General features: G+C 37.0%; 12 protein-coding genes. 6 read left to right on the top strand and 6 right to left on the bottom strand.

What is annotated here, in order from left to right; translation table 11 throughout:
* Positions 1-111 precede the first annotated feature (111 nt).
* The gene (gene nifJ / locus JL53_RS04800; RefSeq protein ID WP_003719016.1) at positions 112-3,762 is read left to right on the top strand and encodes a pyruvate:ferredoxin (flavodoxin) oxidoreductase; all 3,651 of its coding nucleotides are present in this window, start codon (positions 112-114) and stop codon (positions 3,760-3,762) included.
* A 251-nt stretch (positions 3,763-4,013) separates the two neighbouring features.
* Here the strand turns inward: nifJ and JL53_RS04805 are convergent, their stop codons facing one another.
* Together JL53_RS04805 and JL53_RS04810 are read right to left on the bottom strand one after the other, a co-directional pair.
* The gene (locus JL53_RS04805) at positions 4,014-5,975 is read right to left on the bottom strand and encodes a fructose-bisphosphatase class III (RefSeq protein WP_038406941.1); all 1,962 of its coding nucleotides are present in this window, start codon (positions 5,973-5,975) and stop codon (positions 4,014-4,016) included.
* Positions 5,976-6,086: 111 nt separating this feature from the next.
* On the bottom strand, positions 6,087-6,998 hold the full coding sequence (locus JL53_RS04810) for an AEC family transporter (protein WP_038406942.1): 912 nt from the start codon (positions 6,996-6,998) through the stop codon (positions 6,087-6,089).
* Between the two features lie 176 nt (positions 6,999-7,174).
* On the opposite strand from JL53_RS04810, the gene JL53_RS04815 reads away from it, so the two are divergent.
* The gene (locus tag JL53_RS04815) at positions 7,175-8,146 is read left to right on the top strand and encodes an internalin N-terminal domain-containing protein (protein ID WP_003719019.1); all 972 of its coding nucleotides are present in this window, start codon (positions 7,175-7,177) and stop codon (positions 8,144-8,146) included.
* Positions 8,147-8,405: 259 nt separating this feature from the next.
* On the opposite strand, the gene psiE is transcribed toward JL53_RS04815, so the two are convergent.
* On the bottom strand, positions 8,406-8,816 hold the full coding sequence (gene psiE / locus JL53_RS04820) for a phosphate-starvation-inducible protein PsiE (protein WP_003719020.1): 411 nt from the start codon (positions 8,814-8,816) through the stop codon (positions 8,406-8,408).
* Between the two features lie 88 nt (positions 8,817-8,904).
* Between psiE and JL53_RS04825 the strand changes: the two genes are divergently transcribed.
* Both JL53_RS04825 and hpt read left to right on the top strand, forming a co-directional pair.
* Entirely contained in the window at positions 8,905-10,626 is a 1,722-nt protein-coding gene (locus JL53_RS04825; RefSeq protein WP_038406943.1) for an ABC transporter ATP-binding protein, read from the top strand.
* Positions 10,627-11,064: 438 nt separating this feature from the next.
* The gene (gene hpt / locus JL53_RS04830) at positions 11,065-12,438 is read left to right on the top strand and encodes a hexose phosphate transporter Hpt (RefSeq protein ID WP_038406944.1); all 1,374 of its coding nucleotides are present in this window, start codon (positions 11,065-11,067) and stop codon (positions 12,436-12,438) included.
* Positions 12,439-12,591: 153 nt separating this feature from the next.
* Here the strand turns inward: hpt and JL53_RS04835 are convergent, their stop codons facing one another.
* The 3 genes from JL53_RS04835 to JL53_RS04845 form a co-directional block, all read right to left on the bottom strand.
* The gene (locus tag JL53_RS04835) at positions 12,592-13,818 is read right to left on the bottom strand and encodes an MFS transporter (RefSeq protein ID WP_038406945.1); all 1,227 of its coding nucleotides are present in this window, start codon (positions 13,816-13,818) and stop codon (positions 12,592-12,594) included.
* A 128-nt stretch (positions 13,819-13,946) separates the two neighbouring features.
* A complete protein-coding gene (locus tag JL53_RS04840) occupies positions 13,947-14,420 on the bottom strand; it encodes a MarR family transcriptional regulator (RefSeq protein ID WP_038406946.1) in 474 nt (157 codons plus the stop codon).
* Between the two features lie 55 nt (positions 14,421-14,475).
* On the bottom strand, positions 14,476-15,354 hold the full coding sequence (locus tag JL53_RS04845; RefSeq protein WP_038406947.1) for a LysR family transcriptional regulator: 879 nt from the start codon (positions 15,352-15,354) through the stop codon (positions 14,476-14,478).
* Positions 15,355-15,470: 116 nt separating this feature from the next.
* Here JL53_RS04845 and JL53_RS04850 point away from each other — a divergent pair, with 116 nt between their 5' ends.
* Both JL53_RS04850 and JL53_RS04855 read left to right on the top strand, forming a co-directional pair.
* Entirely contained in the window at positions 15,471-16,439 is a 969-nt protein-coding gene (locus JL53_RS04850) for a DMT family transporter (RefSeq protein WP_038406948.1), read from the top strand.
* A 162-nt stretch (positions 16,440-16,601) separates the two neighbouring features.
* Positions 16,602-19,250, top strand: coding sequence for a calcium-transporting ATPase (locus JL53_RS04855; RefSeq protein ID WP_038406949.1), 2,649 nt, complete (start codon positions 16,602-16,604; stop codon positions 19,248-19,250).
* Positions 19,251-19,262 lie beyond the last annotated feature (12 nt).

Raw genomic sequence — 19,262 nt, forward strand, 5'->3', positions numbered from 1 at the left:
TTGTTAAAAATCTACACTTTTACTAGTGCTTGTGAAGCATTGAGTATAACCAAATTGTGGTGTAAAATAAGAATGATTATAAAACTAGAATGACTGGAAGTGTTTAGTCTTATGCGAAACAGAAAAACAATGGATGGAAACACTGCTGCAGCTTATATTTCATACGCATTTACAGAAGTTGCAGCAATTTATCCAATTACCCCTTCCTCCACAATGGCAGAACTTGTAGACGAATGGGCATCAAAAGACAAAAAGAATTTATTTAATGAACCAGTGAAAGTAGTAGAAATGCAATCAGAAGCAGGGGCAGCTGGAACAGTTCATGGCTCACTTCAAGCAGGGGCGCTGACTAGTACATACACCGCTTCCCAAGGTTTACTACTGATGATTCCAAACATGTATAAAATTGCCGGAGAACTTTTACCAACCGTTTTCCATGTATCTGCAAGAACCATTTCGGCAGCATCCCTTAATATTTTTGGCGATCATAGTGATGTAATGGCAACAAGACAAACTGGCTTTGCGATGTTAGCAGAAGGATCTGTCCAAGAAGTAATGGATTTATCTGCAGTTGCTCACCTTGCCGCTTTAAAAGGAAGCTTACCATTTTTAAATTTCTTTGATGGGTTTAGAACAAGTCATGAATTACAAAAAATTGAGGTGCTTGAATATAGTGAATTAGAAAATTTACTTGATAAAGCTGCCTTGCAACAATTTAGAGATCGAGCGATGACACCAAATAATCCCAAAACAATTGGTTCTAACCAGAATCCAGATATTTTTTTCCAACAAAGGGAAACGGTTAACCGCTACTATGAAGAAATTCCAGGTATTGTGCAGGATTATATGCAAGAAATTAATCAACTACGTGGAACAAATTACGATCTTGTAAATTATTATGGTGCGGAAGATGCAACAGCTGTTATTGTTGCAATGGGTTCCGTTACTCCAGTGATAGAGCAAGTCATTGATTATTTAATAAAGCAAGGCGAAAAAGTTGGCTTACTAAATATCCGTTTATATCGTCCGTTCCCAGCAGAAAACTTTTTAGCAAAATTACCGAAAACAGTGGAGCGTGTGGCTGTACTTGACCGGACGAAAGAACCAGGGGCAGGCGGCGAACCACTTTTACTAGATGTGCAAAGTGTCCTTTATGATAGTGACGTTAGGCCAAGTGTTATTGGAGGAAGGTACGGCTTAGGTTCAAAAGATGTTACACCAGACCAGATTCTTGGTGTTTATTCGCACCTAAGGGAAGAAAAACCAAAACCGCGCTTTACAATTGGGATTACGGATGATATCACAAATCTTTCAATAAAGAGCAAAGGACCTAGTGATTTAACTTCTGAAAAAACGTTCCAATGTAAATTCTGGGGATTTGGTTCAGATGGAACAGTCGGTGCTAATAAAGCAGCGATTAAAATTATTGGGAATAATACGGACTTATATGCACAAGGCTACTTTTCCTATGATTCGAAAAAATCAGGTGGGTTAACGGTTTCCCATTTGCGTTTTGGAGAGAGCCGGATTCGGTCTGCCTATTTAATCAAACAAGCAGACTTTGTTTCTTGTTCGACTTCCGCCTATTTACGTTCGTACGATTTGCTCAAAGGTTTAAAACCAGGTGGAACATTTTTACTCAATACGATTTGGGAAGGCGAACAGTTAGAACGTCATTTACCAGCTAGTATGCGTGAATATATTGCGAAAAATGATATTCAATTTTATACCTTAAATGCAATGAAAATCGCTGGTAATGCGGGACTTGGCCGAAGAATTAATACTGTGATGCAAACCGCCTTTTTCCGTGTTACCAATATTTTACCGTTCGAGAAAGCACTTGCTGACTTAAAAGAAGCTGCTATTTTGACTTACGGGAAGAAAGATATGAAAGTTGCCGAAAAAAATATCGCAGCGATGGATCAAACGGTTGCTAATTTACGCAAAGTAGAAGTACCAGCAAGCTGGGCCAATCCAGAAACTACGGCGCTTGAGAAAACTTCTGTTGACCGTCCATCCTACGTGAAAAATATTCTTGAACCAGTGAATCGTTTGGAAGGAGATACCTTATCTGTCGGGGATTTAATCTCGAACGGGATGGTGAGTGGCGCTTATCCAGCAGGTACAGCAGCATATGAAAAACGTGGTATTGCACTAGAAATTCCAGAATGGATTTCGGAAAATTGTACGATGTGTAATGAATGTGCCTTCGTTTGTCCACATGCAGCTATTCGGCCAATTTTAACAGATGAAGAAGAAATGGAAGAGGCTCCAGAAGGCTTTATGACTCGTGAAATGCGTGGGAAAGATGGTCTTCGTTACCGAATTCAAGTATCGCCAATGGACTGCACAGGCTGTAATTTATGTGCAGAAACTTGTCCAGCGAAAGAAAAAGCTTTAGTGATGAGACCATTTGAAGAAGTAGCAGCGAAAGAAAATCCTAACTGGTCCTTTGCGATTAATGTAAAACCAAAGAAAAATCCTAGTAAAAAAAATACCGTTCCAGGAAGTCAGTTCGAGCAACCATTACTTGAGTTTTCGGGCGCTTGTGCAGGTTGTGGAGAAACACCTTATGTTAAATTATTAACGCAAATGTTTGGCGATCGAATGATGATTGCCAATGCGACTGGCTGTTCATCTATTTGGGGAGCATCGGCACCTGCAACACCATACACAGTCAATGATCAAGGTCAAGGACCGGCATGGGGAAACTCACTATTAGAAGATAATGCAGAATACGGTTACGGCATGTATTTGGCCAATCAAACGATGCGAAAGGCACTAAGTAACAAGGTGTCAAAAGTGCTTGCCAAAGAAACACTTTCAGACAATTTGCGCGAGGCACTTGTCGAATGGCAAACTAAAATGGACGTAAGTGAAGACACTCGCGAACGAGCAGAACAGTTACAACTTGCACTTCTGAGTGAAATGAATGGAAACGCGTTATTAGAATCGATTTATAATGATCGCGAGTTATTTATCAAGCGTTCGCAGTGGATGCTTGGTGGAGATGGATGGGCTTATGATATTGGTTTTGGTGGAATTGATCATGTTCTAGCATCGGGAGAAGATGTTAATATATTCGTCATGGATAATGAAGTTTACTCCAATACAGGTGGTCAGTCATCTAAAGCAACTCCAACTGCAGCTATTGCCAAATTCGCTTCTGGCGGGAAATCTGTTGGTAAAAAAGATCTCGGTATTATGGCAATGAGTTATGGTAATATTTATGTAGCTCAAATTGCGATGGGAGCAAGTAAACGTCAAACTTTAAAAGCGATGGAGGAAGCAGAAGCATACCCTGGCCCGTCCTTAATTATTGCTTACACACCATGTATTAATCATGGGATATCTAGTGGTATGAAGACGATGCTAACAGAAACTCAAAAAGCTGTAGAATGCGGCTATTGGAGCTTATATCGTTATAATCCAGCGCTAGAAGAAAAAGGAAAAAATCCAATGACGATGGACTTCAAAAAAGTGGATTTTGACCAATTTGAAGATTTCTTAAAAAGAGAAACGCGTTATTCAGCCTTATATAAAGCAAATCCAGAAGTAGCTCGTAAGCTATCGGAAAAAACACGGACAGATGCAGAAAAACGCTTTAAACGATATGCAACAATGGCTGGTCTAGACTTAGAAAAAATCTTAAAGAAAAAAGTAGTCGCTGAAACTGTCAATACAGTGCCAGTTGATGACGAACGTGCTGCAAGAAAAGCAGCTAGAGAAGCTAGAAGACTGGCGCGCGAACAAGAAAAATAAAAAAAGGATCCAGAAATTTTTTCTGGATCCTTTTTTCGTTTATGATTTGTGGGAATCATAAACCATGTGGGAATGAATAGATATTCTTTAGTGAGCAAAATATAAAGAAATAGCTACTATTTTAATATAACGTCTTTTGAGCAAACTTGCACTAGTAAAAATAGTACATAAATAGATAAATATAGTTTATCTGTTGCGGTAGTAGTAAGTATAGACTTGTGAAAGTTTTATGACAATTTTTTATTGTTGTATCAATGATTTTCGTGAAGTAAACCATTTTGATACGCGTTTAAAAGTTTTTTTAAATCTTCTGCTTGTGTATGGAGCTGTTGACCAATATCTGTGTCTTTAACCCGCTTCCGATTAATTTCCATCTCAATTACTTGCCTCGTAGAAAGAATATCAGTTTCATTTTTAACAGCATCCTCTTTCGTTGTAAAAGGCTGGTGGCTAACTAGTTGTAGCCCATAACTATTAAATAGTAACGTATATCCCGCTAATTTAGTCTTTTTATGGTACGCTTTTGCAAAGCCGCCATCAATAACAAGCATTTTTCCATCCGCCTTAATTGGACTTTCTCCCTTGCCTTCTTTTACTGGAGTATGCCCATTAATGATATGACCACAATTTGCATCAAGTCCAAACTCCTCTAAAATTTGTTGACAAATTGCTTCCTCATTACGCAACTTATAATACGGATTTTTTTCTTCCGTATGAGTTGCTTTATCCGCAATAAAATATCGCTCGAAAGTAGTCATTTCGCTTTTTCCAAATAAAGAGGAGATGGCGCCAGTCCACAAATACCAAACAATATCGCTGGCATATTTCTTTTCAACTGTACCTGCGGGGCGTACATAAGCTTCTCGTGTAAGAATCTCAAATTGTTCCAAAAGTTGGCGACCAGCATAACTTTTCTTCCGTAACTCCATGGCCATAAAAGTTCCATCCTCGTGAAGGGGAATACAACCATGATAAAGCAAATTCCCATTATAAGTTAAAAACATGCTACCTTTCGCATATAAAAATTGAACATGTTTTTGCAAGCGATGACAATTTTTAAAAGAAGCAGTAATTTTTTCAATAAGCGCTTGTTCGGCAGGAGTCAATTGGTACGGATTTTCCGGATCAATTGTTGGAAAATGTGTATCAAGTAAATCATAATCTTGTCCTTTTAAACGAATTGTCCCTTTTTGATAATCAATAAAATCGAGAAGGAGACGGTGTTTCATATGGAATTCGTCATGTCGTACAATAATTTCTCCTTCTAATTTAAATTGGATAATCGCCATAGCTTTATGCATCCGTGCAATTTGTGTGATTTCGGCATTACTATACTCGAGATTCTCTTCATTCTTAGGTTGGAAATAAGTACATGGATCATCTTGATAAATAGCATCAGCAAAAAGAGCGAGTGGACGAAGGGAAATACCATAACTATCTTCTAAAATATCTAAGTTTAAATAACGAGCGGAAATTCGAATCACATTTGCTGCACAAACCTTGGAACCACTTGCCGCTCCCATCCACAAAATATCGTGATTACCCCACTGGAAATCAAGCGAATGGTAATTCATTAGCGTGTCCATAATTTTATCCGGGTACGGTCCACGATCATAAACATCTCCAACAATGTGCAAATGATCAACGACGAGTTGCTGAATTAGGCGAGACAAGGCACTAATAAATTCCTCCGCACGGTCAAGCGAAATAATATGTTGAATAATTTCTTCATAATACATTCGTTTATCATCGTCATTGTAGTTTTCTTGTAGTAACTCTTCTAATATGTAAGCAAAATCTGCTGGCATTGCTTTTCGTACTTTGGAACGGGTGTATTTAGAAGCAACATATTGACAAAATTCAATTAATCGAAGAAGCGTCGTGCGATACCAACCATCCATATCTTCTAATTCTTCCGCAATCAAATCCATTTTTTCTTCTGGATAGTAAACAAGCGTGCTAAGCGAGTTTATTTCTGCATCATCTAATTCGGTGCCAAAAATATCACGAATCTTCCGCTTTACCACCCCTGAGCCATTACGTAAAACTTGTTCAAAAGCACTGTATTCCCCGTGCACATCACTTAAAAAATGCTCCGTTCCTTTTGGCAAATTCATAATTGCCTCTAGATTAATGATTTCTGTAGCAGTTTTTGCAATAGTAGGATATTGTTTTGCAAGTAAACGTAAATATTTCATGTCAATTTCTTCCATGAGCCACTACCCCTTTTATAATTGGTATAGCTATTATATTTCTTAAATACAAGTAATACAAATGTTCTGTTCCAATATTGGTCTATACAAAAAGACGAGCATAGGCCCGTCTTAGAATACTGGATGAAGGAAATATAAAACAATAGGTAGTGTGATAATACTTAATACCGTACTAATAAAAGTAGCACTAGAAACTAAGTCAGGTTTCGTATCAAACTGAACTGCCATTAGGGTAGTGTTTGCTGCTGTTGGCATTGCCGCAAGCAGAATCATAATTTGCTTGGTCATCTCATCAACCGGAAGAATAAATGTTAATCCAAGTGCAATTAGTGGAGCAACCAGCAATTTTAAAACTAGGGCAATACCTACTTTCCCAAGCTCGATTCTTCTAAAGGAAATGACCGCCAGCTGCATACCAAGAACAATCATAATTGTTGGAATCGCTGCATCTCCAACGAGTTTTACGCAAGTCATTAAAGCAGATGGTAGTGAAATATGTAGCAATTGAAGTGCTAACCCGAGCAACGCCCCGTAAGCAATCGGCATCCGAACAACTTTTTTCATAACTGTTTTCATACCATCGGATTCTTTACTACCTTTTGCAGCAAAATATATACCAATCGTGCTCATTGCGAGTTGCTGCAAAACCATTAAAACGACAGCAATATCAAGCCCAACTGCACCAAAAACAAGGAGTACAACGGGTGTCCCGTAATTACCGTTATTCATAAATGCACTAGCTAGGATTAGTGCACAACGATCTTGCAAATTATAACCGAGTAAAAAACTAATCAAACTGACCAGTAAAATTAAAATTAAACATAGGGCAAAAATGTAAAACGCTAAATAAAGATAATCCATCGAAAGTGGATTGGTATAAAAAGTATTAAATGCTAGAAACGGGGACATTAAGTAAAGCGTTAATTTAGACAAGTTTGGAATATCAAATTTTAATGTCTTTTGGCCAATAAATCCAATTGCAAAAATCCCGAAAACTGGAAGTAAAATAAGTAAAAATTGCATAGCATCACTCTTTTCTATATGGATTGTAGATTTATTGTACCACATTCGAAAAAAGTATAAGAATTTAATTAGTATTTTTAGTTAGTGTCATTTATTTGTTCAAATGTGATGCAAAGTCATTTTTCTCTGTGAAACATGTTATTTTTTAATAAGAAAAAACAAAGGAGGAATTGCTAATGGAGTTAACAGCGAAGAAAAATTGGATGAAAATATGGTTGTTGGTTGTTGTCGCGGTTTGTTTATGTGGATTTAAGCTAGATGTTAGTGCCAGTGAAGTAACAGAAACGTATCCATTACCTGCACCAATTATTGATGCCTTTCCAGATGAAGATATTGCTAACTGGGTTGCACTGGCCACTGGGAAAGATAGTGTGGATGATGTGATTACACAAGATGATTTAGATGGGATTACACATTTAACAATGGAAGGCGTTCATTTGACAGGAGAACAATTGAGTGTTTTCAATAACGAGGTTTTTCCAAATATGAAAGGATTAACGATTGATGATGGAAGAATTGGAGCATTACCAGTTTTTACAGCTTTTCCGAACATTGAACAAATGATTTTGGTTGATGACTATGTTACATCTTTTCCGGATGCTAATTACCCAAGTTTAACCAATGTAGATTTAAGTCAAAATGATTTTAGCGATGCTTTTCCGATGTTTATTGGTATGGATGCATTGCAAAATATAAATTTATTTGATTGTAATATTACGAATGTTCCGCTTGATGCATGGAGTAACTTACAACATATTGGTGAAAATGACAATATGGCTAATTTGTCTGGAAATCATATAACAGAAATTCCGGATAGTTTCTATTTTAATGAGAAAATGGATTTTCCAATCACCGCTTTAAATGAAATCTACACGTTTGAACCGATTACTATTCAACAAGGAGAGGCCTATTCCATATACCTTCCAATCGTGAATCAGTTCACTGAACAAGCTGAAATTAGCCTCATGGGGGAATTTCTAATAGATGGAACCAGTCAGGGAATAAACGTATTAGCACCAACCGATTATTACGTCCCTATCCCCACAGAAGCTTTAACAACTGGGATTCATAATATCGAACTATATGTACAAGATTATTATGGTAGTCATTTCTCGGGTAAGTATTCAATTACTGTAACCGTAGAATAGAAATGAGTTCGTAAAGAATTAGACCTTGGTTTGTATAGAAATCCAGTTCGATTCATCAAAAGCGGAGGCATAAGTAACGGATAAGTACTGCAGTTGAAAAAGGGACAGTTTCTTCCCAAAGAAATCAAGCGATACCGCTATAGATTAGAGAAGGAACTCTAAAACAAAAAAGCTAGTGTTCCAATGCCACAAAAAAACATCGAAAAATAAAAAACAGGAGCACTTAGTAATTATAAAAATTACCGAATGCTCCTGTTTTTTATTCTCGTTTCAACATCTTCGTATTAGCTAGAAATAGTGCGGCAACGAGAAGTAAGATTGCTCCAGATAAAATGAGTGTAGAAGTCGCACTCGAATGATCGACAATAATAAAGCGAATAATCGCCGTAATCCCAATATAAATGAAATATCTTAATGGGAAATGGAAATGCGATTCAAAATATTTAACAATCAATGCAATGAACTCAAAATAAAGGAAGAACGTTAAAATATCTTGTGTCATATAATAATAAGAAACATCCGTGTCCAAAAAGAAAATATTATTAAATATCGTAAATGCCTCTCTAATTAAAAAAGCAGTGAGGGTAAACCCGACCATAATTAGTGCTAAGTTTAAAGTCACTCGAAGTAAAATTGGGACAATGGAAGAAATTTTTTCTAACCGTTTCATTTGTTTCCTCCTTTCAAAACGATATCGCTTTTTTAGTTATTTTACACTATAATGAGAAGCGTGACTATTTTAAAGGGAGGGGCTATTTATTCTAAAAAGATTTTTTAGTTATTATAAACCATATCGGACACTATTTATCATAGATTTTGGATGCGCTGTTATTGCGGCCCTTTTAGAGCTTGCATTTCCTGTTGCAGTAAATCATGTGATTGATACACTGCTTCCAGGGAAAGATTTTGGGCTTATTATGACGGCCGCTGTAGCATTATTATTCTTTTACATATTGAATACTTTTATGCAGTATGTTGTTACTTATTTTGGACATATGCTTGGACTTAATATTGAAACAGATATGCGCCGTGACTTATTCAGCCATTTACAAAAACAACCTTTTGGCTTTTACGATAATCAAAAAACAGGGAAATTAATGTCACGGATGACGACAGATTTATTTGAAATTGGAGAAGTGGCGCATCACGGTCCAGAAGATATTTTCATTTCTATTATGTCATTATTCGGTGCTTTTTTCTTAATGTTGAATATAAATGTGAAATTAGCGATATCGACCTTTATTTTAGTGCCCATTTTAACGATACTAATTGTCTACTTCAACAAGCGAATGACAAAAGTAACGACGAAAATTTTTAAAGATTTAGGAAATTTCAATGCTGGAGTAGAAAATGCGATTAGCGGCGTACGAGTAGTGCAAGCTTTTGCTAATGAACCACATGAAAATCGACGTTTTGCATTACTTAATCAAGCTTATCGCAAGTCAAAATTAATGTTTTATAAAGTGATGGGTCTTAGTTTTTCGTTTAACTATTTTCTGATGCGACTGATTAGTTTATTCGCGCTTTTGTTTGGTGCTTATTTTACAATTAATGGTGAAATTTCATATGGAGAATTTGTTGGTTTCATTTTATTAACCAATGTTTTTATCCGACCAATTGAGAAAATTAATAACGTCATCGAAAGTTATCCAAAAGGATTTGCTGGTTTTAAACGTTTTCTTGAAGTAATGGACACAGAGCCTACAATTCAAGATAAAAAAGATGCCGTACCTGCAAAAGACTTTCGGGGAGACATTGAGTATAACCGAGTATCCTTTCAATATAGCGATGGGAAAAATGTATTAAAACATATTAACCTCTCTATTAAAGCGGGAGAAACAGTTGCTTTTGTTGGACCAAGTGGAGCAGGGAAAACAACTATTTGCAATTTATTACCGCGTTTTTACGATGTGTCGGATGGGGGGATTACCATCGATGGAGATGATATTAAAGATGTCACTTTGCCATCATTACGTGCGCAAATCGGTGTGGTTCAACAAGATGTTTTCTTGTTTTCAGGAACCATTCGTGAAAACATCGCATATGGAAAACTAGATGCAACCGATGAAGAAATTAATCATGTCATCAAACTCGCACATCTTTCTAAGGTCGTAGATGAATTGCCGGATGGACTCGATACGATTATTGGAGAACGCGGAGTAAAACTATCTGGTGGACAAAAACAACGCCTAGCAATTGCGAGAATGTTTTTGAAAAATCCACCTATTTTAATTTTAGATGAGGCAACTTCTGCTTTAGATACGGAGACAGAACAAGTTATTCAAGCATCTTTAGAAGAGCTAGCAGAGGGAAGAACAACCATGATCATTGCGCATCGTTTAGCGACAATTAAGCATGCGGATCGAATTATTGTTGTTAATGAAACTGGAATTGCAGAAACCGGCATCCATGACGAACTTTTAGCTAGGGAGACAGGTGCATATAAGAGATTATACGATGCTCAATTTAATACGATTTAATAAAAAATTGGCTTCCTATCTAGGAGCTTTCATATTATTGGAAAACAGGAATTATCTAGAAAATAGTAAAGATAATTTCTGTTTTTCTTTGTGTTTTCACTTAGAGTTTAACAAGTGTTAATGACGAGCAGAATTAATTTAGTTTATATTTTAAACATAGTGTTTAACAGCATGAAAGAGAAAATCAGTTATTAAAACTTTTTTAGTAGCAAGTGGTAGAAGGAAGTATCGCGTGAACTTTCAATGAAACCGTTTGCAAAGGAAGATTACTTTCAGGGTACTTTTACAAAAATCATTGGCCATGATTTAGAAAGATTAATTATTTGGGAATTACTAATAAACGCTCGAGTGGAGGCACTCATCATATAGAGGGCAATGCCTATCACAACATTCTAAACTTAGCTTGGAATGAAGATTAAACATGAAAGGAAAATAGTAATGTCATTATTCAGTTTAAAAAGAAAGAACTATCATATCCCATTAGAAATACAAAGGCAGCAGTGGTTCAGGAACTTTATTGTTGCATTTATGGCTGTATTTGTTTGCTATTTAACAGTATACCTTCTAAGAAATAACTTTAAAGCTGCGCAGACATTATTAATTGAACAGAATAATTTCAGCACGACGGAATTAGGGATGATTGGTTTAGCTTTTTCCGTTGCATATGGAATTGGAAAAACCATATTAGGTTATGGTATTGACGGTAGAAATGCGAAAAAAATAATGAGTTTTCTACTAGGTGTTTCCGCTATTATTTCGATTATTATTGGGATTTTATTAATTACAAAACAGGCCACAACAGGGATCTTATTTATTCTTTGGGGAGCAAATGGATTTGTACAATCACCAGGGGGACCAGCCTCTTATTCAACAATTACACGTTGGACACCGAAACTGAAAAGGGGGAAATGGCTAGGTTTTTGGAATGCCTCGCACAATATAGGTGGGGCTTTGGCTGGAATTATTGCCTTTTGGGGCGCTACCACTTTTTTTAATGGTGGAGTAGGAGGAATGTTTATTGTTCCAGCTATTATTGCGCTTATTATTGCTATCATTTGCTTTTATATAGGTTATGATGAACCAGAAGAACTAGGTTGGAATTCTGCCCCCGAAATATTTGAAGAACCAGAAGAGCATGAAGAATCAACAACGAAAGATTTAACTAAATTTCAGATTTTTCGCCAATTTGTTATTAATAATCCGTGGGTTTGGACTTTATGTATAATCAATATATTCATTTATATTGTTAGAATAGGAATTGATAATTGGGCTCCAGTTTATTGTATTCAAGCTTTAGGATGGGATACGAAAGACGCAATTCTTACCATTTCTTTTTTTGAAATAGGTGCATTATTAGGTTCTTTATCGTGGGGCTGGCTTTCAGATATAATGAAAGGTCGCCGAATGCTCTGCTCTATCATTGCGGTAGCTATTGAATTCTTTATGCTAATTGCTTACTCGCAAGTAACAAGTGTTTATGGTATGTTTACGGTATTATTTATTCTAGGTTTCTTAGTATTCGGTCCTCAACTTTTAATTGGAGTTTCTGTGATAGAATTTGTCCCTAAGAGCGCTTTAGCTGTAACAAATGGTTTAACAGGAACATTTGCTTATCTATTTGGAGATTCTTTTGCAAAAGTATTCCTTGGTTATATAGCAGACCCAACTAAATCAGGTATGAATATATTTGGTTATACTTTGCACGGGTGGGGAGCTACATTCACGATTATGTTTACAGCTTTGATTATTGCAGGATTAATGATGATTCCTGTCGCATTAAAACAAGAGAGGACTATTCGTAAAATAAGTTAAAATCGTTGTTTAGCTAACAAAAAATTAGGCTTGATTTACTTACAGGTCCATATAAATTTTTGGCTAAAAAAGCATCTCTTACTTGAATTCATGGGAAATGAATTTATAGAGATGCTTTTTTGTATGGAAAAAATATGAGTAAGAAATGCTTTGTTATTTCACTACAGAAGCTTTTTTATAAAGGATAAAAATAGCTACGGTTATCAAGATGACTCCCATAAAAGCAGGGGCAGCATGACCAAATGTTATATAAATTTGACCACCAATTAGTGGACCGATAATTCGGGCAAGTGATTGAATGGCTTGGCTACCACCTTGGATACGACCTTGTTCACTGGCATCGGCTGATTTGGAAACCATACCGTTGAATGCAGGCCCAAAAATAGAATCGCCAAAGCCGAAAATAAACATGCCAATTATCAACAAGGAAGCGTGACTAAATATCGCAGAAGCCGCAATTAGACTATAACCAACAATCTCTGCGAACATCCCCAAAATGGCAATCTGTTTATCACGTAATTTAAGTAGTAGTTTAGGCATAATAAAGGCTTGCGAGAGAATATCTTGAATTCCCATAATCGAGAACATCAGACCAATTAGTGCTGGTTTCCAACTAAAACTATCTATCGTAAATTGAGAAATAATGGCCTGAAGTGAGCCATTTGGAATCCAAATTAAGAAAGCGGATACGAGTAAGCGACCTAAATTTTGAATGGAAAGAATATGGAATAGTTGTGAAAATGGATTAAGTCTTACCAAAGGGATGCTTTGCAAACGATTTTGTTTTGCAAGACTTTCTGGCATGTAGAAATAGCCGAATGCAAAATTGATTAAGGTGATGACTGCTCCGAAAAAAAGGGGAGTAGCATAGCCGAAGTGTGCGAGCAGACCGCCAAGTGCAGGACCAATAGCGGCACCCGTCCCAGCCACAGCGCTAACCCAACCAAAGTATTTTGTGCGCTGTTCTTGTGGGGTAATATCAGCAAAGAAAGCAAACAGGGTACTAACACTTCCACCAGTAATACCTTCAATAATACGACCAGCAAATAGTACCCAAAGCGCACCACCAAGGCCGAAAGTGAAGTAGCCAATCGCTGAACCAAATAGGCAAATAAGTAAAACGGGACGGCGACCAAAACGATCGCTTAAAGCGCCGAGACCAGGTGCGGCGAAAAAAACACAAAAAGCATAAACTGAGGTCAAAAGCGTGACCATCAGTGCCTGATCACTTGCATTATTTACATAAGGAGCAACTAAAAATGGGACAACTGGCATGATAATACTAAAGCCCATCCCGCAAAGAAAGACGGATATAAGTCCAAATAATAAAGTCTTTTTGTTGACTAAGTTGTTTGTATCGTGTGATTTAGATGAAAACATGTGATTCTCCAATCGATGTATGTTATTTTGTGTCCTAGGAAACATAACAACAGTTTAATGCCTTTTTGTTTCCTTGTCAACTAAAAATAAAAAAACAGCCAAACTTTGAAGGTTTGGCTGTTCGTATTTTATTCTGCTTTGATATTTAAACCCATTTTTTTAATCTCGTTGTCTAAGTGTTTACTATATTTGTCTACAAACTGCAGAACCGCAGCATATTGTTCATCGGTAACGTGTTCAAAAACAACTTTGTCTCGATTACGAAAGGATTGATGTAATTCATCATGGACTTGATTGATGGCAGATCCCTTAGATGTTAAACGAAAATAGATTTCTTTTTTATTGTCTGGTTTTTGATAACTTTCAATAAATCCTTTTTCCATTAATTTTTTGGTTAATTTACTAATAGCACTTTTGGTCATGTAGAAGGCTTCGGCGAGCTTGGTTACATTAGGATCTTCATTTTTAGCGATATATTCAATGCAGTGCACCTCGGATGGTTTATATCCTTTAAGAGATTTTTCCATTTTCACTTTATTAATCCAAGCAAGTTTATTAAATAATTCTCGTATTTCTACCATGACTTCTTCGTCCTTATCCATGTCATGACCTCCTAATTAGATGTATCTAGTAGTATAGCTATTTTTTGTGTCCTTTTCAACTATTCGTATGTTCTTGCGCAAAGTGGATAAATCGTTTTGCGGCGCTGGAAATGTATCCATTAGCTGCATGAGTAAGGTAAATGGTTCGCTCCATTCCAGAAGTGGGGACTGTAAAAATTTGCAATCGTTCAAAATCTAGTATAGCCGTTTTAGGAACAATGGAAACACCCATATTTGCTTCTACTAGTTCGAGAATACTACCAATTTCTAAGCCGTCATAGCGGACTTTTAAAGCGATATTAGCTTGCTTAAGCGCATTTTCTATGACTTCTCGAGAATAAGTATGCTCTGCGAAATGAATAAATTCCTCATCAGTGATATCCTGTAAAGTTAAGTTTTTCTTCTGAGCTAATTTATTTTTATTTGATACAATCAGAACAAATTTTTCTGTGAAAAGTGGGATATATTCAAGTCCTTCTTGTCTATCTCTTATAGTACTAATTCCAATATCACTCCTGTTGGTTAAGATATCCTTCAATACTTGTTTGGCTGGGACTTCTTTCAGTCGTAAAATATTTGTTGGATAGTTTGATTGAAATTTTTTTAATAGCTCTGGCATAAACGACAATCCAAGTGTAGGAACAAAGGACACTGAAACTTCACCAAAGTCTGGATTTGCTAAGGTGTGGATTTTTTCTTGTGCAGCCAGCCACTTAAGTTGCAATTCTTTTGCATCAGCTAAAAAGACTTTGCCGACTTTATTTAACTGGATACTTCGATTTTTTCGGTCAAATAAAGGTAAGCCAAGTTCTGCCTCTAAATTAGCAATTGAGCGACTAAGCGCAGATTGTGATAGTGCGAGTTTCTCACTAGCTTGTGTCAAGTGACCGGTTTCAGCAGTAACAATAAAGTAATGTAATTGATTAAAATCCACTTTTCATCCTTCTTTCTATGTGTAAAATGCATCGAAACAATCGAATGAATGATTTGTTTGTTATTAATGCTCATTATATAATAAAAGGTGCAAAAAAGAAATGAAGGTGTTAGCCAGTGGAAAAAGGCTACTTGTATATTGCAATCGCAACGATTCTATTTAGTTCGATGGAGATTGCCATTAAACTAACGAACGGAACATTTAACCCCATTCAAATTACATTTTTACGGTTTGCGCTGGGTGGGCTATTTTTATTACCATTAGCCGTAAAAAAATTAAAAAAAGAGGCTAAAAAACTTACAGCGAAAGATATTCGCTTTTTTTGTTGGTCAGGTTTTTTCTGTGTCGTTATTAGTATGATTTTATTCCAATTAGCAATCGGGTATACAAAGGCATCCACGGTTGCAATTATCTTTAGTTGTAATCCAGTTTTTGTGCTTACATTTGCTGCTCTTTTTTTGAAGGAAAAACTTGCTGGGTTAACGATTATTTCTATTATTGTGAGTCTAATTGGTATTGTGGTCATTATTAATCCTTTTGAAGTGGTAGATCCAATTGGGATATTGCTAGCAGTTTTAGCAGCGATTACCTTTGCAATTTATAGTGTTTTCAGTCGTTTCGGTACAAAGAAATATCATTATAATGGCATTTTAATCACTTGTTTTTCCTTTATTTTTGGTAGCGCAGAGCTTTTAGTCATTATGCTATTCACTCATATTCCAGTGATTGCAAATAGTTTTATGACAAACGGCTTACCGGCTTTTGCGAATGTTCCTGTTTTTAGCGGGATTGGATGGGCGTCTTTACCACTATTGTTTTATTTAGGTATTGGCGTGACAGGAATTGGTTTTTCTAGTTATTTTCTTGCAATGGAAAATGTGGGTGTATCACTTGCTTCACTTGTCTTTTTTATTAAACCAGCATTAGCACCGATATTCGCATGGATTATTCTTGGCGAGAGCATTAACTTCCATACCGCGATTGGTATTATCATCATTCTTATCGGTTCCTTCCTTACATTTATCGCTTCAAGAGAAATTCCGAAAATAACTCTTTTAAATGAAGAAACACCAAAACCAAGATAAAGCTTCTTGGTTTTTTTGCAAGAAAAATGCCGGCAGTATGACAGTTGCGTGCAATGAAAGCGCTTTTTGTTAAGAGTATGTAAATTATCATTCTTATCAATATTATTTCCATGTAAAGATTTGTTATACTTAATTTATAATATTCGGAAGGGACTGAATGGATTGGAGATATACCGCAAAAGCGCGGCAGAAATATTGGAACAACTAGAAGCAACTGAAAAAGGTTTAACAACTAGTGAGGTTACAAAAAGGCAAGAAAAATACGGTTTTAACGAACTGAAGAATAAAAAGAAAGATCCAGTCTGGAAACTTTTTCTAGAAACCTTTAAAGATCCAATGGTGATTGTTCTGGTCATTGCAGCACTTGTTCAGTTAGTCTTAGGAGAAGTGGTTGAATCGCTCATTATCTTTTTAGTACTGATTATCAATTCCATTATTAGTGTCGTCCAAACGAGAAAAGCAGAAAGTTCACTCGATGCTTTAAGAGAAATGTCTGCACCGGTTGCAAAAGTTATCCGTGATGGCAGCAAACAGAGTATCCACGCGCGTGAACTTGTTCCTGGCGATATCGTTCTTCTCGACGCAGGTGATTTTGTCCCAGCAGACGGGCGCTTATTTGAAAGTGGTTCGTTGAAAATTGACGAAGGTATGCTGACAGGAGAATCGGAAGCTGTTGAAAAATATATCGATACGATTTCAGAGGAAGTGGGGCTTGGCGACCGTGTGAACATGGTATTTAGTGGCTCACTTGTCGTGTATGGTCGTGGTATGTTTGTCGTAACAGGAACAGCTAGCGAAACAGAAATTGGTAAAATAGCTGGTCTTTTAGAAACAGCTGAAGCAAAGCAAACACCTTTACAAAGAAAATTAGAATCCTTCAGTAAAAAATTAGGGCTTGGTATTCTAGCGCTCTGTATTTTGATTTTCGCTGTGGAAGCTGGACGCGTATTCCTTGGTAATGATTCAGCGGATATGGCAACAGCGATATTAAATGCCTTCATGTTTGCAGTAGCAGTGGCAGTTGCTGCTATCCCAGAAGCACTTTCTTCTATAGTGACGATTGTACTTGCCGTTGGGACGAACAAGATGGCGAAACAGCATGCGATTATTAGAAAGCTACCGGCAGTTGAAACACTTGGCTCCACCAGTGTTATTTGTACTGATAAAACCGGAACATTAACACAAAATAAAATGACGGTGGTTGACTATTATTTACCAGATGGAACGAAAGAAAACTTCCCTGACAGTCCCGAAAAATGGTCAGAAGGAGAGCGTCGACTGATTCATATTGCTGTTCTTTGTAATGATTCGAATATTAATTCAGAAGGAAAAGAACTCGGTGATCCGACAGAAGTGGCACTAATTGCTTTTAGTAATAAAAATAACCAAGATTATAATGAAATTCGTGAAAAATTCATTCGTGAAGGGGAAATTCCGTTTGACTCTGATAGAAAACTGATGTCAACGCTCCACACATTCGGCGAAAATAAAGCCATGTTGACAAAAGGCGGACCTGATGTGATGTTCGCTCGCTGTAGTTATGTTTTCCTTGATGGAGAAGAAAAACCAATGACCGATGAAATTTTAACGCAACTAAAAGAAACAAATGAAGAATTTTCGAATCAAGCGCTCCGAGTTCTTGCTTATGGTTACAAACGGATGGCAGCTGATTCAACAGAGCTAAGCTTAGAAGATGAGCAAGATATTGTTCTTGTTGGCTTAACAGCAATGATTGATCCACCACGGGAAGCGGTTTATGCTTCGATTGAGGAGTCGAAAAAAGCAGGAATTCGCACAGTCATGATTACTGGAGATCACAAAACAACGGCACAAGCAATTGGTCGCGATATTGGCTTAATGGATGCCGATGATATTGCTTTAACTGGTCAAGAGCTAGACTCGATGCCGGAAGAAGAACTTGATAAAAAACTAGAACATATCGCTGTATATGCTCGTGTTTCTCCAGAAAATAAAATTCGTATCGTCAAAGCTTGGCAGAAAAAAGGAAAAATTACTGCAATGACCGGAGATGGTGTGAACGATGCTCCCGCTCTGAAACAAGCCGATATTGGCGTGGCAATGGGGAGCGGAACAGACGTTGCTAAAGACTCGGCGGCAATGATTCTAACGGATGACAATTTTGTATCGATTGTGGATGCAGTTGGGGTTGGTCGTACTGTTTTCGACAACATTAAAAAATCGATTGCGTATCTTTTTGCAGGCAACCTGGGAGCAATTATTGCGATTTTATTTGCGCTCGTACTAGATTGGATTAATCCATTTACAGCGTTACAATTACTATTTATTAATTTAGTCAATGATTCCTTGCCAGCGATTGCCCTTGGTATGGAGAAAGCGGAACCTGATGTGATGAAACGCAAACCGAGAGATATTAATGAAGGTATCTTTGCTGGCGGAACGATGCGCGCGGTCATTAGTCGCGGAGTGTTAATTGGTGTTGCAGTTATTATTTCACAATACATCGGTATGCAAATTTCACCTGAGATGAGCGTGGCAATGGCCTTTACGACACTTATCTTAGCTCGTACGTTGCAAACATTTGCTGCTCGTTCCAATGTCCAAACTGCATTTGGCGCAGGATTTTTCAGCAACAAATATGTTATCGGTGCAGTATTACTTTGTTTCGTATTATATGGAGTTACTGTTTTACCAGGAGCCCGCGAAATCTTCTCTATCCCGGCATCATTCGGGCTACATGAATGGTCGATTGCAGCTGGACTTGCACTTGGAGCAGTCATTATGATGGAGATTATCAAAGTGATTCAAAACAAATTTTTCAAAGAAGCATAAGAAAAGCAGAAA

The organism is Listeria ivanovii subsp. londoniensis (genome assembly GCF_000763495.1).
Classification (GTDB): Bacteria; Bacillota; Bacilli; order Lactobacillales; family Listeriaceae; genus Listeria; species Listeria londoniensis.

Coding starts and splice junctions, on each gene's coding strand:
- nifJ (WP_003719016.1), top strand. CDS start 112: ATGCGAAACAGAAAAACAATGGATGGAAACACTGCTGCAGCTTATATT.
- JL53_RS04810 (WP_038406942.1), bottom strand. CDS start 6,998: ATGCAATTTTTACTTATTTTACTTCCAGTTTTCGGGATTTTTGCAATT.
- JL53_RS04805 (WP_038406941.1), bottom strand. CDS start 5,975: ATGGAAGAAATTGACATGAAATATTTACGTTTACTTGCAAAACAATAT.
- JL53_RS04815 (WP_003719019.1), top strand. CDS start 7,175: ATGGAGTTAACAGCGAAGAAAAATTGGATGAAAATATGGTTGTTGGTT.
- JL53_RS04835 (WP_038406945.1), bottom strand. CDS start 13,818: ATGTTTTCATCTAAATCACACGATACAAACAACTTAGTCAACAAAAAG.
- psiE (WP_003719020.1), bottom strand. CDS start 8,816: ATGAAACGGTTAGAAAAAATTTCTTCCATTGTCCCAATTTTACTTCGA.
- JL53_RS04840 (WP_038406946.1), bottom strand. CDS start 14,420: ATGGATAAGGACGAAGAAGTCATGGTAGAAATACGAGAATTATTTAAT.
- hpt (WP_038406944.1), top strand. CDS start 11,065: ATGTCATTATTCAGTTTAAAAAGAAAGAACTATCATATCCCATTAGAA.